This is a genomic window from Candidatus Rhodoluna planktonica (assembly GCF_001854225.1).
GTDB lineage: Bacteria > Actinomycetota > Actinomycetes > Actinomycetales > Microbacteriaceae > Rhodoluna > Rhodoluna planktonica.
Genome location: NZ_CP015208.1, coordinates 577,367 through 595,639 on the forward strand (window position 1 = coordinate 577,367; position 18,273 = coordinate 595,639).

Below are 18,273 nucleotides of genomic sequence, written 5' to 3' on the forward strand. Positions count from 1 at the left end.
AAGCGAAAAACTTGGCCAAAATCCATCATTCACCTCCGTTGCCGTGCGTCTAATCTAGATTATGAATTTGACGAAACACTAATCGACTGCAGCGGAGACTAATTGCCACTTTTTCACATCGATCTTCAAGGTTGGGTGGCTCCTGCTGATTTATTTGTGCAGCTTTATTCCAATAGCCCAAATGCTTTCTGGCTGGATCGAGAGCACAATCTAGAAAAGCCGTTCAGCGTTATCGGATCGGGATTGCCGGTTCATGAGTTTTCTGAACTTGAGCTATTTAAGTCCGATGAAGACCTAGAGTTGCCATTTGAATTCAGGCCCGGTTTGGTTGGTGCTGTTGGATTTGAAGGCCAAAAGAATCTTCTTCTGGTTGATCGGGCAATTGTCTTTGATCACCGAAATCGGAAAATGCATTTTTTGGCTTACGCAGAATCTGAAGCCGAATTTAAGAATTGGTATCGAGCCGCGTTTCTGCGACTCGCGCTAGTTGGTGGCGAAGTCGCTAGCTATTTGTTAAAGCATGGCGATATCAATCTTGAATCAGTGAGCGCAAGGCATTCGAAGTCTCAATACCTGAAGTTAATTGCCGGTGCTCAGCGAAGTATCGCAAATGGCGATGTATATCAGCTCTGCTTAACCAACCAAATCAACATCGTGGCTCAGGCAGATCCTCTGGCCATATTTCTAAAACTGAGAGTTAGAGTACCGACGCCATATTCGGCTTACCTCAAAATAGGCGAATTAGCCATCGTCTGTGCCAGTCCAGAGCAGTTTCTTACCGTTTCATCAAGCGGAAAAATCTCCACAAAACCCATCAAGGGCACCCGTCCTCGTTCAGAAAATGAGTTAGAAGATTCTGAGATTGCCCAGGAGCTTCGCAGCAACTCGAAAGAGCGGGCCGAAAACTTGATGATTGTCGACCTGATGCGCAACGATTTAGGCAAAGTCGCCGAATTCGATACCGTCCAGGTTTCCAGTCTTTTTGAGATTGAGACCTACGCAACTGTTCATCAGCTGGTCAGTCGCATAACCGCGCAGCTCGCCCTTAGTAAATCAGCAATTGATGCTTTTGAGGCAGCGTTCCCCGGCGGCTCGATGACCGGAGCTCCCAAAATTCGGGCAATAGAACTTATCGCCGAGTTGGAAGCAGGGCCGCGCGGTATTTACTCCGGAGCAATTGGTAGTTTTTCTGGCAACGGCAGCCTTGAACTGGGTATGGTGATTCGCACCCTCATCTTCGAAGAATCGCAGATTTCAATTGGAGTCGGTGGCGGCATAACCATCGATTCTGATCCTGAGGCAGAATTTGCCGAGATCGAACTCAAGGCAAAAGCACTCTTAGACGTGCTGGGCGCACCCAGCCCTTGGTAACCTTTACTTAGATTCCATCCAATCGCTTATCGATGTGAGAAATGACTAACTCAAACGCGCCTGAAACCAACGACGGTTACGACATCAATGCCATCCAAGACAAATGGCTCCCAGTTTGGGATGAGTTGCGCCCTTTTGATTCTGGAAACCCAACAGACGCGCGTCCAAAAAAATACGTTTTGGACATGTTTCCCTACCCATCGGGCGATCTGCACATGGGACACGCTGAGGCCTATGCCTTAGGTGACGTCATTGCACGCTACTGGGTGCAAAAGGGTTACAACGTTATGCACCCGATTGGCTGGGATTCATTTGGTTTGCCAGCCGAAAATGCGGCTATCAAGCGCGGTCTCGACCCCAAGGGCTGGACCTACGACAACATTGCACAGCAGCGCGCCTCAATGCGCCGTTACGCCTGCTCCTTCGACTGGGATCGAGTCTTAATCACTTCAGATTCGAACTACTACCGCTGGAATCAGTGGCTGTTCCTCGAGTTCTACAATCGCGGTCTGGCTTACCGCAAAAACTCAAATGTTAACTGGTGTCCGAGCTGTCAAACTGTGTTGGCTAACGAGCAGGTGGTGCAGGGCCTTTGTGAGCGCTGCGACAGCCTGGTAACCAAAAAGGCTCTTACTCAGTGGTATTTCAAGGTGACCGAATATGCCGACCGCTTATTAGATGATCTAGACACCCTTGAGGGCAACTGGCCTTCAAAGGTTTTGACCATGCAGCGAAACTGGATTGGGCGCTCTTACGGAGCAGATGTTAAATTTGAAATTGAAGGTCGCGCGGAACCTATTTCAGTGTTTACCACTCGACCAGACACTCTTTTCGGTGCAACTTTTATGGTCGTCGCCGCTGACAGTGAACTCGCGGCTGAACTAGTCGCCGGCTCTGATGTTCAGGTTCAGCAAGAATTCGAAACCTACCTTGAGAAGGTTAAGCAGTCGAACGACATCGAAAGATTAGCTACCGATCGACCAAAAACCGGCCTAGACAGCAAGCGATTTGCCATCAATCCAATCAACGGTGAGCGGTTACCAATCTGGATCTCAGACTACGTCCTGGCCGATTACGGACACGGTGCGATTATGGCTGTTCCGGCGCACGATCAGCGCGACTTTGATTTCGCCAAGGCCATGAATTTGCCAATTCGTGTCGTGGTCGACACCGGCGATCCGTCACCGCTCGAATCTCAAACTCCAACCACCGGCGATGGTGTACTGATTAACTCGGGTCCGCTAGATGGACTGACTAAGGCCGAAGCCATTGCCAAGGCTACCGAACTACTTACCCTTCAAGGAAAAGGTAAGGCGACAAAAAACTTCAGGTTGCGTGACTGGTTAATTTCGCGTCAGCGTTACTGGGGTACGCCAATCCCAATTATTCACTGTGACAGTTGTGGTGAAGTTCCGGTTCCTGCGCAACAACTTCCAGTTGAGCTTCCATCGGCAGCTGGTCTTGATCTGAAACCAAAGGGAACCTCGCCATTGGGCGGTGCAACCGACTGGGTAAATGTGAGCTGCCCGAAGTGCAATAAGCCAGCCAAGCGAGACACCGACACAATGGATACTTTTGTCGATTCCTCTTGGTACTTCCTGAGATTCCTCTCACCGAATTCAACCACTGAGGCTTTTGATCAAGATCTAGCCAAGCAGTGGGCTCCGGTTGACCAATACGTTGGTGGTGTAACTCACGCTATTTTGCACCTGCTCTATGCTCGCTTTTTCACCAAGGTTCTGCACGATCTGGGATATCTAGACTTTGACGAGCCTTTCACCCGCCTGCTAAATCAGGGAATGGTGCTCATGAACGGTTCGGCGATGTCGAAAAGTCGTGGCAATCTGGTGCGTCTAAGCGATCAGTTAGATTTGCATGGAGTTGACGCTGTTCGACTCACCATGGCGTTTGCTGGCCCGCCCGAGGATGACATTGACTGGGCTGATGTGTCGCCAGCTGGTTCAGCAAAATTTTTGGCGCGCGCTTGGCGCTGTGCGAGCGAGGTCACCGGTGAAGTTGGTGCCGATGTCGCTCTCGGTGATAAAAACCTCCGTCGAGCAACTCACAGCTTTTTGCGCGACTTCCCAGTCGCAATCGAGAACTTCAAATTCAATGTTGGTGTGGCCAAAATCATGGAATTGGTTAATGCGCTACGAAAGGCAATCGACAACGGTCCTGGAGCAGCAGATCCGGCTGTTCGAGAGGCGGCCGAGACTGTAGCCAAGGCGCTTTCGCTCTTTGCCCCATACACCGCAGAAGACATGTGGGCAAAGCTCGGCCATCAGCCTTCGGTTGCTTTAGCTGGCTTGCCAGCCGCAGATGAGTCTTTGTTAGTTGAAGACTCGCTAACGGCCGTGGTTCAGGTCGACGGCAAGCTGCGCGATAAATTCGAAGTCTCAGTGACCATCACCGAGGATGAGTTGCGCGAACTTGCTTTCGGCTCGGAAAATGTTCAGCGGGCAATAGCCGATCGAGAAATTGCCAACGTCATCATCCGCGCACCGAAGCTTGTCAACATAGCGACCAAGGCCTAACTTTCTCCACAGTTATTTTGTTGCTAGGGGTTTTGGCGACACCGGGTTTCTAACCTGAATGGGTGTCAAAACTTCGAGTCCTCTTAGGTCAGATTCAGTCACTACCTCAATTTGCGAAGCGGTTGGGGGCTGGGCTACTAGCTGCGCTCGTTGCGCTAAGCGCGGGCATGGTTAGCGCGCTCGAATCAAATAACAACGTGGCCCTAGCGGTTGATCAGCAGCTCATCACCGCAGCCGAAGAAAGACCCCTGACATCGACGGCAAACGTGTTTGTTCACGTTTCTGGCGAAGTTATCAATCCCGGAATCTACCAACTTCCGGCAAACTCACGGCTTTTTGACGCGGTCTTTGCGGCGGGAGGTTTTACCGATCAGGCCCAAGCAGATTCGGTGAATTTAGCTCGGCCAATAAACGATGGTGAGCAGATAAAAGTCGCCAAAATCGGCGAAACTTCAGTGCAGAGCGATCAAAGCCAGAGCACTATCAGCCTAAATTCGGCAACTTTGAACCAGCTAGATCAGCTACCTGGAATCGGAGCAACTTTGGCTCAGCGAATCATTGATTGGCGCGAGCAAAACGGTGGTTTTAGCCGCATCAGCGACCTGCGTAAAGTTAGCGGAATTGGGCCAAAACTTTACGAATCAATCAAGACTTTGGTGGTGCCTTGAGTGCCCTGGCAGGTTCCGGCCATAATCTGGGTCACACTGCTGCTGTTCGATCAACTGGCAGATTTTGGCTATTTCTAGCTGCGTTTGCTTTGGCAATTTCGGTTGCTCTCGCCAAGCTGCTCCTCAAACTGCCAACCGACCAGCTCAGTTATTGGTTTCAAAATCTCCAATTCTCGGTCGGCCCAATCGAAAATCTTCGATCAGCCTTTGCAAACCTAGATTTCGGGGTAACTGCCGGGGCAAAGGCCTTGGTGGGTGGTCTGGCTTTCGGTGCCGATTCTGAACTAGACCCGCTAGCGGTTGCCCACATGAAAATCGCTGGTCTTAGTCACCTCACTGCAGTTTCAGGTACAAACTGTGCCATTGTCGGCGCGGCGGTCTGGTTGCTAACTAAACAAATGGTGCCGTCAATTCGATGGCAATTGGCTACGGTTGCTGCAGCCCTGGTCGGGTACCTGCTGCTTGTCGGATTCGAACCTAGCGTTTTGCGGGCAACAGCGATGGCTCTAGTCGTGGTTCTTGCCAGAATGTCTGGGCGACCTAACTCCACTTTGGGGGCCCTTACTTTCGCGGTCTCAGGGTTGCTGCTCGTAAATCAAAGCTTCGCCACCGATATCGGATTTGCGCTCTCGGCCTTGGCAACTTTCGGCATTCTTCTAGTCGCGCCAAAAATTCACGATCGGTTTTCAAAAAAGCTGCCGAATTGGCTGTCTCTGCTGATTAGTGCAAGTGTCTCTGCTCAGCTGCTGACTTTGCCAATAATTTATTCATTGCAGGGCTCTATTCCGATTTACAGTTTGCTGGCAAACCTTATCGTCGAGCCCATGGTGGTGTTGGTGACTGTACTTGGGTTGCTTACTCTTATTTTTGCCACTGTGCTTCCGCCACTAGCCGCCATCGTCGGTTGGTTTGCTTCGATTCCGGCTTTCTTAATACTCGCTGTTGCTCAATTGGTAGCTTCTTTTCCTGCAGCAAGTTTCGCCTGGCAGGGGCCATTTGCTCTGGCATCTCTCTGTGCGCTGGCTGTCTATCTTGTTGCTTTTGCAATACCGAATTACCGACGAGTCAAATTCTTTTTTGCCATCGCCGCCGCACTGCTGGCGGCAACTCTTGGCACCAGTGCCGCGTTGGCACCTAAACCTTGGCAGCAGATCACTAATGACTGGCAGTTAGTGCAGTGCGATGTAGGGCAAGGCGATGCTTTACTGGTGCGATCATCGAGCGAGACCATGATTATCGATGCCGGTAACGACTGGGGCAAACTAAAACTTTGCCTTGATCAGGCTAGCGTTTCGAGAATTGATCATCTGGTTCTAACTCACTTTGACCTCGATCACATGGGTGCAGTTGACGATCTAATTTCTTATCTGCCGGTTGAAATGATCTACGTTTCGGCTTGGCCAGATAAGCGCTGGGCAGCAACGAACCTCAACCGGATAGCAGAACTAAACAACATACCTGTACAAAGCGCTAGCGCTGGTTCAAAAATAGATTTCAAAAACACCCAGACAACTGTTCTCTCTCCGATTGGCAACCAAGGCGAAGACTCGAATGATGGCTCGTTAGTTATTCTCATTACCTTGCCGACTTTAGAGTTGCTGGCCTTGGCCGATTCTGGCGAAAGAGCTCAGATGCGACTTTCCGAAGATCTAAATTTCAACGATCGTTCCCGGCCGCTGATAGTAAAAGTTGCCCACCACGGCTCAGCCGATCAATTTTTTGAACTTTATGAAGAACTGAGACCCGATATTGCCTTGATTTCGGTGGGCAAAAACAACAGTTACGGGCATCCCACTGACAGAACGCTTGGTCAGTTGGTCCAGTCTGCCAAACAGATACTTAGAACCGATGAGTTGGGCAGCATTGCACTTTCGTCCAGCAATTCAAAACTGAACATCTCAGCAACTGGGTAGGCTGTCTCCGTGGCTAAAAATCAAATCCTTTCCTTCCGCGATGCGCGGCCAAGCGAAGCAGTTTTGGTTTTTGGGCCAGAAGATTTTCTTGCTGGCCGAGCGATTCGGTCAATTCGCGAGCAACTTCGCGCGGCCGATGAAAATCTAGAAATTCACGACCTAGACGCAGCCGAATATAGTTCGGGATTGCTTGATTCTTTGGCGAGCCCATCCTTGTTTGGTGAGCCGCGACTAATCATCATCAGATCAGTAGAACGCTGCAGCGATGATCTGATCGAAGATGGCGTTCGTTATGTTCAAAACCCAGCCCAAGATGTCACAGTAATCTTTCGGCACAATGGCTCGTCGGTTCGCGGCAAAAAATTACTCGAAGCTCTCAGATCCGTCGCCATCGAAATTCCCGTCTTATCAATTTCTAAAGATTCAGAGCGTGCTGCCTTTGTCGCAGCTGAATTCGAAGTTGCTGGTCGCAAAATTACGCCAGGCGCCACCCGAGCACTTCTAGACGCGTTCAGCGAAGACTTGGCTGAACTAGCCTCGGCATGTAGCCAACTACTGCAAGACGCAGCAGAAACAATCACCGAAGAAATTGTTGATCGGTATTACTCGGGCCGAGTTGAAACCAACGCGTTCAAAGTCATCGATGCGGCGCTTGCGGCTAATTCGGCCTCAGCGCTGGCTCTATTGAGGCATGCGCTGTCATCGGGAGCTGAGACTGTTCCTTTGGTTGCGGCCGTTGCTATGAAAATTAGGCAATTGGCCAAACTTTATGGAAACAGAAGCGCTTCGGCTCAAACTTTGGGCATGGCCCCCTGGCAACTTGATCGAGCACGCAAAGATCTCACTGGTTGGGACGAAGAGGGGTTAGCGGCGGTAATTTCAGCGTTGGTTGATGCCGATGCAGCTGCCAAAGGTGCCAGTCGTGATCCAGAATTCGTTCTGGAACAACTAGTTCTTCTTATTGCCAGTAAGGGCAAACTGCAGTAACTACGTTTCGTTATTGGCCCTGTCAAGTTCCGAGTAAAAAAGCCCTGCCAACTTCCGGGTAAAAAAATAATCCCCGAATTTTCATTCGAGGATTATTTTCAAAACTTCTTTAGAGAGCAGATGCCTTCTTGGCGATAGCCGACTTGCGGTTAGCTGCCTGGTTCTGGTGAATAACACCTTTAGAAACAGCCTTGTCTAGCTTCTTGGTTGCTAGCTTGACGGCTGCATCAGCAGCAGCTTTGTCTCCGGCAGCGACTGCCTCACGAGCAGCGCGGATTACGGTTTTCAACTCGCTCTTGACTGCCTTGTTGCGCTCTGCCGACTTGCGGTTGGTCGCAATTCGCTTGATTTGTGACTTGATGTTTGCCATGTTTCACTTTCTGGGTTAGTTGCTCGTGACAGAACAACTGAAAAAGAGTTGTAGGGATTTAGGTGGAGACACTCACCCGTATCAACCACCAAGCCTAGCAGGGCCAATCTCAATAAACAACCGCCTTGAGTCATCTATGTGCGAGAATTGTCACAAACCAGCAACCCAATTCTTAGAGGTCCATTTGTCGCCACGTTCATTGTCTCGACTCGAGCCAGCCAAAACAGATCCAGCGGCGATTAGAAATTTCTGCATCATTGCTCACATCGACCATGGCAAATCAACCCTGGCCGATCGAATGTTGCAACTTACCGGAATCGTCGACGATCGTTCGATGAGGGCCCAGTACCTTGACCGCATGGACATCGAGCGCGAGCGCGGAATCACTATCAAGTCACAGGCGGTTCGTATGCCTTGGGATTACGAAGGTAAAACCTATGCGCTGAACATGATTGACACTCCTGGGCACGTTGACTTTACCTACGAGGTTTCGAGATCTCTTGCTGCCTGCGAGGGCGCCGTGCTTTTGGTTGATGCGGCCCAAGGCATCGAGGCACAGACCTTGGCGAATCTTTACCTAGCCCTCGAGAATGACCTGGAAATCATCCCAGTATTAAACAAAATCGACTTACCAGCCGCGCAACCCGAAAAATACGCGGAAGAGTTGGCAAATCTAATCGGGGGAGACCCAGCTGACTGCCTAAAGGTTTCTGGAAAAACCGGTGTTGGTGTTGATGCTCTTCTCGATCGAATTGTGCAGCGAGTGCCTAATCCGGTGGGCGACCCAGATGCACCGGCTCGTGCCATGATTTTTGACTCTGTCTATGACCCTTACCGCGGTGTGGTCACCTACGTCAGAATGGTTGACGGAAATCTCAAGAGTCGAGAGAAAATTCAAATGATGTCGACCAAGGCAGTTCATGAGCTGCTCGAAATCGGCGTCAGTTCACCTGAACCTGAACCAACCAAAGGATTGGGTGTCGGTGAGGTGGGGTACCTAATTACCGGTGTAAAAGATGTTCGCCAGTCAAAGGTTGGTGACACTATCACCAACTTGGCAAAGCCTGCGACCGAGGCTTTGAAGGGTTACAAAGATCCACTGCCGATGGTTTTCTCTGGAATATATCCAATTGATGGCAGCGACTATCCGGTTCTTCGCGAAGCACTCGACAAACTCAAGCTCAGCGACGCTGCATTGGCATACGAACCAGAGACCTCGGTTGCTCTGGGTTTTGGTTTCCGTTGCGGATTCTTGGGGTTGCTGCACTTAGAAATTGTTACCGAGCGACTCGAGCGTGAGTTTGGCCTAGACCTAATTGCAACCGCACCATCTGTGGTTTACGAAGTAACCATGGAAGACGGCAAAGAAATTACGGTCACCAACCCAAGTGAATTTCCAACCGGAAAAGTCAAAAAGATCCTTGAGCCGATTGTTAAGGCAACAATCTTGACTCCCAAAGATTACGTTGGCGTCATCATGGAGCTCTGCCAGTCTCGGCGCGGTTCGATGATTGACATGCAATATCTGGGCGAAGATCGTGTGCAATTGCGTTACACGCTGCCGCTAGCAGAGATTGTGTTTGATTTCTTCGATCAGCTAAAGAGTAAGACTGCCGGTTACGGCTCTCTCGATTATGAAGAGGCCGGTTTGGCGCAGGGCGATTTGGTAAAGGTGGATCTGTTGCTTCAGGGCGAACAGGTTGATGCTTTCAGCGCAATCGTTCACAAAGACAAGGCCTATTCATACGGCGTGATGATTACCGGAAAATTGCGTGAACTTATCCCAAGGCAGCAATTCGAAGTTCCGATTCAGGCAGCAGTCGGAAGCCGAATCATTGCGCGCGAATCAATTCGAGCCATCAGAAAAGATGTTCTTGCCAAATGCTACGGCGGTGACATCTCGCGAAAGCGCAAACTCCTCGAGAAGCAAAAAGAGGGTAAGAAGCGCATGAAGATGGTCGGCCGGGTTGAGGTGCCGCAAGAGGCTTTCATTGCCGCGCTTTCCACCGATGGTGAGAAAAAGGGCGAGAAGAAAAAGTAATGGCTTCATCGCAGTTGGCCGGAGAGCCAATTCCGGATGACGGTCGATTGCCGGAATCTGCCGTTAAACGAGCAGCAGATAAAAGCTTCCACGCCTACCTGCACATTCCTTTTTGTTCAGTTCGCTGCGGGTACTGCGATTTCAATACCTACACCGCAACCGAATTGCAGGGTGTTTCGCAGGACGAGTTTCACCAAACAATAATTAGCGAAATTCAATTCTCTGCGCTGGCTTTAACTAAATCTGGAATCCAGGTGCCAAAACTAAAGACCATCTTTTTTGGTGGTGGAACCCCAACCAAATTGCAGCCTTCAGCATTTAGCGCGGTCTTGAATTCGCTGGTTCAAAATTTTGGTTTTGATGACAACATCGAGATAACCACTGAGGCTAATCCCGATGATCTATCCGAGCGGTATCTAGAGCAGCTAGCTCAAGCGGGCGTCAATCGAATTTCAATCGGTATGCAGTCATCTGTTGATCGGGTTTTGAAGATCTTAGACCGCACTCACAATCCTGAAGGTGTAGCCAAGGCGGTTGGCTGGGCAAAGGCCTTAGGTCTGAAAACTTCTGTCGACCTAATCTACGGTTCACCAACCGAGACTTTGGCTGAGTGGCGCCAGTCGTTAGAGGCCGCGTTTGAGCTTGATCCAGGTCACATTTCTGCCTACTCGCTGATTGTCGAGGATGGCACAAAAATGGCGCGCAAAATAAAGCGCGGTGAGCTGCCCGAGCCTGATTCGGATTTGCAGGCCGACATGTACGAATTACTTGACGAACTAGCGCAGCAGCGTGGCTACCGTTGGTACGAACTTAGCAATTTTGCCAAATCACCAGATTTAGAGTCGGCCCACAACATTGCCTATTGGCAAAATCAAAACTGGTGGGGTTACGGGCCCGGTGCGCACTCTCACGTTGGCGGTGTCCGCTGGTGGAACAAGAAACACCCGGCAACCTACTCTGAATCGCTGCGTGGCAATGTCTCACCGGGATTTGCTCGTGAGGTGCTTGATGTAACCACTTCGTTGGAAGAACAGATTCTTTTGCAAAGTCGGCTCCGAACTGGCCTTCCGATTGCGACGGTCAAGCAGATTAATCCCGAAGCTGACAAAGTAATCAGCACGCTAATCAGTGATGGATTGATTGAAGGACATCAGGCAATACAGGGAAAGCTAGTGCTTTCACTAAACGGCAGACTGCTCGCTGACCGAGTTATTGCAGCCCTAATTACCGGCTAATTACTTAAAAAATCGAATAGTCAGCGGGTAGCGATAAAACTCGCCCTGGGCAGCCTTAACCGCAGCGATAATTCGCATTACCAACCAGATGATAGGCGGCAGCCAAAGCAACGCCCAACCAATCACGCTTATCACTAGCACCACAGCAAGTAGTGCCATGTTGATTGAAAAGTTGAGTGATTCTTTAACGTGATGAGAGATGAAAGGGCCACGATCGCGCAGCAGGAAGTAACCGATTATTGGAACAACTACTTCAAATGGGATAGCCAGCAGGTGAGCCGCAACCGCAAGAATTTTTTCCGTTTGTTTATCCAGAGGCTCGTTGGCAGCGTAGGGATTCGGGTTCGTCATTTCACTCCTTGCTTCGTGTTTAGCCTAGTTGCATCGGGCAATGCGAGGTAATATTGGCACTCTAGGCTAAAGAGTGCTAAGTGAGGTGCAGTTTGATTCCAGATCGTAGTCTCGAAGTCCTTCGCGCCATAGTCCGGGACTACATTGCCACTCGCGAGCCGGTCGGCTCTAAATCTTTGGTTGAGCGGCATCAATTTGGTGTGTCAGCAGCAACTATCCGCAACGATATGGCCATCCTCGAGGATGAAGAGCTAATCCATGCCCCGCACACTTCAGCTGGTCGAGTTCCAACAGACAAGGGTTACCGACTTTTTGTTGATCGCCTGAGCGAAGTAAAACCGCTGAGTCAAGCCGAGCGGCAGGCAATTGAGACTTTCATGCTCGGCAGCGTTGACTTGGATGAAACTCTCTCGCGAACTGTCCGGCTTTTGTCGAACCTAACCAATCAAGTTGCCATGGTTCAGTATCCAACTCTTGGCAAGGCCAGCGTTAGGCACATCGAACTTGTGCCAGCCAACGAGACCAGAGTGTTGCTGATATTGATCACTGACACTGGCCGAATTCAGCAGCACGTTGTGGAGTTGTTTAGTGAAATCGATGAGGTCTTCATCGCAACTTTGCGTCAAAAACTGAATGCATCTTTGCAGGGCTCGCACCTGGTTTCAGTCTCGAACAAACTTGCCGAGCTCAAAAATCAACTGGAGCCGGCATACATTGAGAGTTTCCGTTTGATTGAAAATGCGCTACTCGAATTAGTTGATGCAAATCACCAAGACAAAATCTTGCTCGCCGGAACATCAAATCTAGTCCGCAGTGAATCTGATTTTCAGGGGAGTGTCTCGCCGATTTTAGAGGCCATCGAAGAACAGGTAGTGCTTTTGAAACTAATTACCGAGATGCAGGCAGGCCAGCACGGAGTTAGTTTGCGCATCGGCAAAGAGAACCCATTTGAAGATTTCTCTTCAACCTCGGTTGTGGTTTCTGGATACGAAAACCAGGGGGCTGAAATCGCCAAGATTGGTGTCATTGGCCCAACGCGCATGGATTACGCGCAAAACATCGCAGCGGTTAGCGCCATTGCCCGCTACTTGAGTAAAACGCTTGGAAGCTGAGGAATAATTGTCTGACCATTACGAGGTTTTAGGTGTCGCGAGAGATGCCAGTGAAGATCAAATAAAAAAGGCTTACCGAAAGCTTGCTCGCGAGTTACACCCGGACGTCAATCCGAGTGAAGAGGCGCAAGAGCGTTTCAAGTTGGTTACCCACGCCTATGAAGTGCTCAGTGACAGCCAGGCAAGAGCCCAGTACGACATGGGTGGCCAAGCAGGTTTTGCTGGTGGCTTCGGCTTCGGTGACATTTTTGACTCATTTTTTGGCAGCCAAACACGGGGTCCACGATCTCGTGCCGAACGCGGCCAAGATGCGCTCATCCGGGTTGATTTGCTTTTGGGTGACGTCGTATTTGGTGTCCAAAAAACGATCGAAATTGATACCGCCGTTCTTTGCGAGACCTGTCAGGGGTCTTGTGCCCGCCCCGGAACCTCAGCAGTAGTCTGCGATATTTGCCGTGGTTCAGGTCAGATTCAGCGCCAGGTTCGTTCGTTACTGGGAAACGTAGTCACTTCAGCGCCCTGCGGCACCTGTCGCGGCTACGGGCAAGTCATTCCTGATCCCTGTGTTGACTGCCGTGGTCAAGGTCGAGTGCGCGCTCGTCGAAACCTCGATCTGAACATTCCCGGTGGAGTCGATGACGGGCTTCGGTTGCAGTTGGCAGGGCAGGGAGAAGTTGGTTTCGGTGGTGGCCCATCCGGTGATTTGTATGTCGAATTTTCGATAAAGACTCATGATGTTTTTGGGCGCGAGGGCGATGACCTTACTGCGGTTCTAGAAGTTCCTTTGGCTGATGCCGTGCTCGGCACACAGGCAACTATCGAAACTTTTGACGGCTCTCTCGATTTGGAAATTCCACCTGGATCTCAATCCGGTGATGTCATCACGATCAAATCTAAAGGTGTCACCAGGTTGCGTTCTTCTGGTCGAGGAGACCTAAAAATCCAACTCGCCGTTCAGATTCCGCAGAAGCTAGATTCCAAGCAAAAAGAACTATTCCGCAGTTTTGCGAAGGCGCGCAAGGATGAAAAACCAAGCTTGCGGCGACACACGACCGGATTCTTTGCCGGGAAACGTAATCGCTGAAATGGTTGAACCACTTTTCTTCTGGGAAACCAAGAGTGCTCCAGCTATCGGGCAATCGGTCGAAATCGGCGGGGCAGAGGCTAAGCATGCTGCGTCAGTTCGTCGGATGCGCGTTGGCGAGAAACTTCAACTGACTGACGGAAAAGGCCTTCGCGTTCGAGGTGTAATTTCTTCAGTCGCTGCTGACCTGCTAACAATCTCGGTAACCGAAGTAAATCAGGTTGCTGAACCCAAGCTGAAAACCGTGCTGATTCAGGCGCTTGCCAAAGGGGATCGCGACGAACTCGCCATTCAAGCTTGCACCGAGATTGGAGTTAACGAGGTAATCCCTTGGGCTGCCAGTCGATCAGTTAGCCGGTGGGAAGGCCCAAAGATTGCCAAGGGTATTTCCCGCTGGCAGTCAATTGTTTCGGAAGCAGCGAAGCAATCACTTCGGGTTTACACACCGCAGGTGCGCGAGCTGGTCAGCACAAATCAGCTAGCAACTATGGTTTCGAGTTTCGACCTAGTTTTAGTTTTGGAACCGACCGCAGCTGAGAAACTTGGCGACGTCACATTGCCACAGCAGGGATCGATTGCCCTCGTGGTAGGCCCAGAGGGTGGTATCGCCGAAGCAGAAATTGAACAGTTGGTGGCTGCCGGTGCTCGTTCAGTTGCCCTAGGCGATTCGGTGCTGCGAACATCCACCGCAGGTATTGCAGCGTTGTCGGTCATCCATGGGCAAATTGAGGGCTGGGCTTAGACTTTTGACAGGAGACCAAATGGACTGTATTTTTTGCAAAATTGCCGCCGGAGAAATTGCCGCAAAGACCGTGGCCGAGACCGCGAAAACAATAGCTTTCTGGGACATTTCGCCCCAGCAACCGGTACACGTATTGCTGGTGCCAAAAATTCATTACGAAAACATTGCTGAACTTTCAACAGGAAGCCCAGAGCATTTGGTCGATCTGATGCAACTTGGTACCAAAGTAGCTGAAGAGTTATCGACGGGATCATTCCGTTTCACCTTCAACACCGGCGTTGAAGCAGGACAGTCAGTTTTTCACGTTCACGGTCACATTACCTCGACCACACCCAAGGCATAGTGTGAGCCAGACTTCACAAAACATTGAAATCGACGGGATTGACATGGTCTCGCTGCTTGGGGCGTCGGACCAATTGCTGCAGGCACTCGAACAACAGTTTCCGAATCTCGACGTTATGGTGAGAAGCAACCAGATTAAGTTGCGGGGTCCGGCAGACTCGATAGTGCAGGCAAAAAATTTGGTAGAACAACTGGTGATGCTAATCAAGTCAGGCCAAACGTTAGGTCTGACAGAAGTTTTGAGCTCTGGAAAAATAATCGAAGCTAATCAGCGTCCAGCAGATGTCCTCAGTCAGAGCATTCTGAGCTCTCGAGGAAAGAGCATTCGGCCTAAAACTCTCGGTCAGAAACAATACGTAGACGCCATTGATAACCACACGATAGTTTTCGGAATCGGCCCTGCCGGAACCGGAAAAACCTACCTTGCCATGGCAAAAGCGGTGCAGGCCTTGCAGCGCAAAGAGGTTAGTCGCATCATCTTGACCCGCCCGGCGGTTGAAGCCGGTGAGCGTCTTGGTTTTTTACCGGGCACGCTCAACGACAAGATTGACCCGTACCTACGCCCACTTTTTGATGCCCTGCAAGAAATGCTCGATGCAGATTCGGTTCCAAAATTAATGGCATCGGGCACAATCGAGGTCGCCCCACTGGCTTACATGCGTGGACGCACGCTAAACGATTCATTCATCGTGCTTGATGAAGCCCAAAACACAACACCAGAGCAAATGAAAATGTTTCTCACCCGTCTCGGTTTCAACTCAAAGATGGTGGTAACCGGTGACATAACTCAGATAGATCTTCCCGGCGGAGCCTCTGGACTAAGGTCGGCAGTTGCGGCCCTCGATCAGGTCAATGATTTACATTTCAGCTATCTTTCCAGCGAGGATGTCGTTCGCCATTCGTTGGTTGCGAAAATCGTGGATGCCTACACAAAATTTGACGAGCAACAGCTGGTCAAGAAATCTCGTAGCGAGACCAGTGCGAACCGCAGCACGGCGGCTGTTCGACCCAGGCCAGGAAGTAAAAAATGAGCATCGACATAAACAACGAATCAGCAATCGAAGTTGATGAGGCTCGGGTACTTCGACTGGCAGAGTTTGCTCTCGATCGCATGATGATGCATCCGCAGACCGATTTGGCTATCGCATTTGTCGATGAAGAGCCGATGGAGGCGCTACACATTCAGTGGATGGATGAACCTGGTCCGACCGATGTGCTTAGTTTTCCGATGGATGAATTGCGACCCGGACTACCCGGTGCACCTACGCCTGCAGGGCTGCTAGGAGACATTGTCATCTGCCCGCAGGTAGCAATTCGGCAGGCAAAAACTGCAGAGCATGAGCCAATCAACGAAATCTTGATGCTGACCACCCACGGCATCCTGCATCTTCTGGGTTTTGACCATGCCGAACCAGATGAAGAGCGTGAAATGTTTGGCCTCCAAAAAGACATTCTTGAAGCCTTCTACCAGCTGGAAAATCAATGATTGCCTGGGCGCTGATTATTGCCGGAGTAATTGCTCTTTTCATCTACATTTTTGGATTGCTGAGAGCAAACCTGGTTTTTCGAAGTGCTACCGGCACGCAAATTGACGCCCTTGGTTTTATTCGTCTTGGCCTGGTTGGTGTGTTCGGCGTCACGGTCGGTCAAGCCTTTGCTCCGCTTCAAATTCACAGGTCGCTTGCCGCGCTTGCTGCCGTGGCGCTCATGGGTTTTGTCGTCATCACCAGCCAACTGCTAAGTAAAGCTTTGGCGGCCAAGGCTTTTGCAACTTGGCTCGCCAAGAAATTTGAGCCTTTGCTGACTTCACTTGGGCTTTTTTTCACACCTTTGGCGGTGCCACAGGAGGAGTCACCAGAAGAATTTGAGCAGGAACTGTTGGACTCAGTTGAAGAGTTCACTGAAACCATCGTGCGCGAGGTAATGGTGCCACGCATTGATTTGGCAACAGTTTCTGCCTCGGCAACTCTCGATCAGGCTCTCGAAACTTTTCTAAAGAGCGGTTTCTCACGACTGCCGGTTATCGGTAAAAACATCGACGATGTGGTCGGTGTTCTCTACCTCAAAGATCTGGCTCTAAAATTCAGTTCTGACCCCCAGTCGCTCGAAACTGTAGCTGCCTCAGCGATTATGCGATTGGCAGTTTTTGTTCCTGAATCAAAACCCGTTGACGACCTTTTGCGCGAAATGCAGCAATCGGCAACACATATCGCAATAATCGTCGACGAGTATGGTGGCGTCTCTGGAATTGCGACTATGGAAGATGTCCTAGAGGAAATCGTCGGTGATATTTCTGACGAATACGATCAAGAAGTCGAAGACTTCAAACTGTTGCCGAATGGCAGTTATCGGGTCAATGCCAAATGCTCGCTTTTTGATCTTGGCGAAGAGTTGGGCCTTGAATTAGAGGACGAAGATGTTGATACCGTTGGCGGCTTACTCACCAAGCAACTGGGCCGACTACCAAACCTAAAAGATGAAGTGACCGTTTCGGGTTTGCGAATGAAAGTCGAAAAGATTGAGGGTCGGCGTAAGCGCCTTGTTTCAATAATCGTGGAAAAAACCCAAGAGTACGATGACATGACCCAGGCTCTATCAGCAAAGGAGTCTGCTAATGACTGATCCGAACTTTCGCGCCGGTTTTGTGTCTTTTGTTGGGCGACCAAATGTCGGCAAATCTACGCTGACCAATGCTCTTGTCGGTCAAAAAGTCGTAATCACCTCGGCAAAACCGCAGACCACTAGAAAAGCTATCCGGGCAATCATCCACCGACCTCAGGGTCAACTCATCATTGTTGACACTCCGGGCATGCACCGTCCTCGAACCCTGCTGGGAGAGCGGCTTAACGATTTGGTGGAAAGTACTCTCGCCGATGTTGACGTTATTGCTTTCTGCGTACCGGCCAATGAAAAGATCGGTCCGGGGGATCGGTTTATCAGCGAGCAGTTGGATCGTTTCCGTCGGGCTAAAAAAGTTGCTGTGGTTACCAAAATTGAATTAGCCGATCCGGCTGAGGTGCGAAACCAACTTCTCGAGGTTTCGAAACTTCGCGAGTGGGATGAAATCATCCCGGTATCAGCTTTGGGCGAGCAACAGCTAGATGTTCTGATCGAAGAGCTCATCAAGCTCATGCCGCTCAGCGAAATGCTCTATCCAGAAGATGCCCTAACTGACGAATCGGATGAAGACCGTGTCTGTGAGCTAATTCGTGAAGCTGCACTCGAGGGTGTCCGAGATGAGTTGCCGCATTCACTCGCGGTCACTTTGGATGAAATGAAGTTTCGGGATGATAAAAAACTGATGCAGATTCACGCCAATTTATGGGTTGAACGCGACAGTCAAAAGGGAATCCTAATTGGGCACAAGGGGTCTCGCCTGCGCGAAGTTGGCACCAAGGCGAGGCTCGAAATTGAGAAATTACTCGGAGTCAAAGTCTTTCTTGATTTACGAATCAAAGTTGCTGCCGATTGGCAACGTGACCCGAAACAACTGGGCAAACTTGGCTTTTAGGGTCCAGACCGA

General features: G+C 50.4%; 17 protein-coding genes. 15 read left to right on the top strand and 2 right to left on the bottom strand.

Annotated elements, in window-relative coordinates:
- Positions 1 to 102: 102 nt before the first annotated feature.
- The 5 genes from pabB (at position 103) to holA (ending at position 7,473) form a co-directional block, all read left to right on the top strand.
- Positions 103 to 1,371 (top strand): aminodeoxychorismate synthase component I, encoded by a 1,269-nt coding sequence (pabB, locus tag A4Z71_RS02895; protein WP_070954453.1) that lies wholly within the window; start codon positions 103 to 105, stop codon positions 1,369 to 1,371.
- Positions 1,372 to 1,412: 41 nt separating this feature from the next.
- Positions 1,413 to 3,905: a leucine--tRNA ligase gene (gene leuS / locus A4Z71_RS02900; RefSeq protein ID WP_070954454.1), complete on the top strand. Its 2,493-nt coding sequence runs from the start codon at positions 1,413 to 1,415 to the stop codon at positions 3,903 to 3,905.
- 62 nt (positions 3,906 to 3,967) lie between these two features.
- Positions 3,968 to 4,573, top strand: coding sequence for a helix-hairpin-helix domain-containing protein (locus tag A4Z71_RS02905; RefSeq protein WP_070954455.1), 606 nt, complete (start codon positions 3,968 to 3,970; stop codon positions 4,571 to 4,573).
- Positions 4,570 to 6,486 (top strand): ComEC/Rec2 family competence protein, encoded by a 1,917-nt coding sequence (locus tag A4Z71_RS02910; RefSeq protein ID WP_070954456.1) that lies wholly within the window; start codon positions 4,570 to 4,572, stop codon positions 6,484 to 6,486. The genes A4Z71_RS02905 and A4Z71_RS02910 overlap by 4 nt, the downstream gene beginning before the upstream one ends.
- Before the next feature lie 9 nt (positions 6,487 to 6,495).
- Positions 6,496 to 7,473 carry a DNA polymerase III subunit delta gene (holA, locus tag A4Z71_RS02915; RefSeq protein WP_070954457.1) on the top strand — a complete coding sequence of 326 codons (978 nt, stop codon included), beginning with the start codon at positions 6,496 to 6,498 and terminating at the stop codon, positions 7,471 to 7,473.
- 109 nt (positions 7,474 to 7,582) lie between these two features.
- Here holA and rpsT read toward each other — a convergent pair whose 3' ends face one another.
- A complete protein-coding gene (rpsT, locus tag A4Z71_RS02920) occupies positions 7,583 to 7,843 on the bottom strand; it encodes a 30S ribosomal protein S20 (RefSeq protein WP_070954458.1) in 261 nt (86 codons plus the stop codon).
- Between the two features lie 184 nt (positions 7,844 to 8,027).
- Between rpsT and lepA the strand changes: the two genes are divergently transcribed.
- Both lepA and hemW read left to right on the top strand, forming a co-directional pair.
- A complete protein-coding gene (gene lepA / locus A4Z71_RS02925; protein WP_070954459.1) occupies positions 8,028 to 9,884 on the top strand; it encodes a translation elongation factor 4 in 1,857 nt (618 codons plus the stop codon).
- Positions 9,884 to 11,119, top strand: coding sequence for a radical SAM family heme chaperone HemW (gene hemW / locus A4Z71_RS02930; protein WP_070954460.1), 1,236 nt, complete (start codon positions 9,884 to 9,886; stop codon positions 11,117 to 11,119). Before lepA ends, hemW begins: the two co-directional genes overlap by 1 nt.
- Here hemW and A4Z71_RS02935 read toward each other — a convergent pair whose 3' ends face one another.
- A complete protein-coding gene (locus A4Z71_RS02935) occupies positions 11,120 to 11,470 on the bottom strand; it encodes a DUF4870 domain-containing protein (RefSeq protein WP_070954461.1) in 351 nt (116 codons plus the stop codon).
- Positions 11,471 to 11,562: 92 nt separating this feature from the next.
- On the opposite strand from A4Z71_RS02935, the gene hrcA reads away from it, so the two are divergent.
- The 8 genes from hrcA to era are packed head-to-tail and all read left to right on the top strand — an operon-like array spanning position 11,563 to position 18,261.
- Positions 11,563 to 12,582 (top strand): heat-inducible transcriptional repressor HrcA, encoded by a 1,020-nt coding sequence (hrcA, locus tag A4Z71_RS02940; protein WP_070954462.1) that lies wholly within the window; start codon positions 11,563 to 11,565, stop codon positions 12,580 to 12,582.
- A gap of 7 nt (positions 12,583 to 12,589) precedes the next feature.
- Entirely contained in the window at positions 12,590 to 13,666 is a 1,077-nt protein-coding gene (gene dnaJ, locus A4Z71_RS02945; protein ID WP_070954463.1) for a molecular chaperone DnaJ, read from the top strand.
- Positions 13,605 to 14,408 carry a 16S rRNA (uracil(1498)-N(3))-methyltransferase gene (locus A4Z71_RS02950; protein WP_236858553.1) on the top strand — a complete coding sequence of 268 codons (804 nt, stop codon included), beginning with the start codon at positions 13,605 to 13,607 and terminating at the stop codon, positions 14,406 to 14,408. Before dnaJ ends, A4Z71_RS02950 begins: the two co-directional genes overlap by 62 nt.
- Before the next feature lie 19 nt (positions 14,409 to 14,427).
- Positions 14,428 to 14,751: an HIT family protein gene (locus A4Z71_RS02955; protein ID WP_070954465.1), complete on the top strand. Its 324-nt coding sequence runs from the start codon at positions 14,428 to 14,430 to the stop codon at positions 14,749 to 14,751.
- 43 nt (positions 14,752 to 14,794) lie between these two features.
- Positions 14,795 to 15,781: a PhoH family protein gene (locus A4Z71_RS02960; RefSeq protein WP_084028488.1), complete on the top strand. Its 987-nt coding sequence runs from the start codon at positions 14,795 to 14,797 to the stop codon at positions 15,779 to 15,781.
- Positions 15,778 to 16,236, top strand: a complete 459-nt coding sequence (gene ybeY / locus A4Z71_RS02965; RefSeq protein WP_070954467.1) for an rRNA maturation RNase YbeY — start codon at positions 15,778 to 15,780, stop codon at positions 16,234 to 16,236. Before A4Z71_RS02960 ends, ybeY begins: the two co-directional genes overlap by 4 nt.
- Positions 16,233 to 17,372 carry a hemolysin family protein gene (locus tag A4Z71_RS02970; protein ID WP_070954468.1) on the top strand — a complete coding sequence of 380 codons (1,140 nt, stop codon included), beginning with the start codon at positions 16,233 to 16,235 and terminating at the stop codon, positions 17,370 to 17,372. The genes ybeY and A4Z71_RS02970 overlap by 4 nt, the downstream gene beginning before the upstream one ends.
- On the top strand, positions 17,365 to 18,261 hold the full coding sequence (era, locus tag A4Z71_RS02975) for a GTPase Era (RefSeq protein WP_070954469.1): 897 nt from the start codon (positions 17,365 to 17,367) through the stop codon (positions 18,259 to 18,261). The genes A4Z71_RS02970 and era overlap by 8 nt, the downstream gene beginning before the upstream one ends.
- Positions 18,262 to 18,273 lie beyond the last annotated feature (12 nt).

Bases quoted from the DNA above. Each gene is read 5' to 3' on its own strand.
- leuS (WP_070954454.1), top strand. From the start codon at position 1,413: ATGACTAACTCAAACGCGCCTGAAACCAACGACGGTTACGACATCAAT.
- rpsT (WP_070954458.1), bottom strand. From the start codon at position 7,843: ATGGCAAACATCAAGTCACAAATCAAGCGAATTGCGACCAACCGCAAG.
- hemW (WP_070954460.1), top strand. From the start codon at position 9,884: ATGGCTTCATCGCAGTTGGCCGGAGAGCCAATTCCGGATGACGGTCGA.
- A4Z71_RS02935 (WP_070954461.1), bottom strand. From the start codon at position 11,470: ATGACGAACCCGAATCCCTACGCTGCCAACGAGCCTCTGGATAAACAA.
- A4Z71_RS02950 (WP_236858553.1), top strand. From the start codon at position 13,605: ATGAAAAACCAAGCTTGCGGCGACACACGACCGGATTCTTTGCCGGGA.
- A4Z71_RS02955 (WP_070954465.1), top strand. From the start codon at position 14,428: ATGGACTGTATTTTTTGCAAAATTGCCGCCGGAGAAATTGCCGCAAAG.
- A4Z71_RS02960 (WP_084028488.1), top strand. From the start codon at position 14,795: ATGGTCTCGCTGCTTGGGGCGTCGGACCAATTGCTGCAGGCACTCGAA.
- ybeY (WP_070954467.1), top strand. From the start codon at position 15,778: ATGAGCATCGACATAAACAACGAATCAGCAATCGAAGTTGATGAGGCT.
- A4Z71_RS02970 (WP_070954468.1), top strand. From the start codon at position 16,233: ATGATTGCCTGGGCGCTGATTATTGCCGGAGTAATTGCTCTTTTCATC.
- era (WP_070954469.1), top strand. From the start codon at position 17,365: ATGACTGATCCGAACTTTCGCGCCGGTTTTGTGTCTTTTGTTGGGCGA.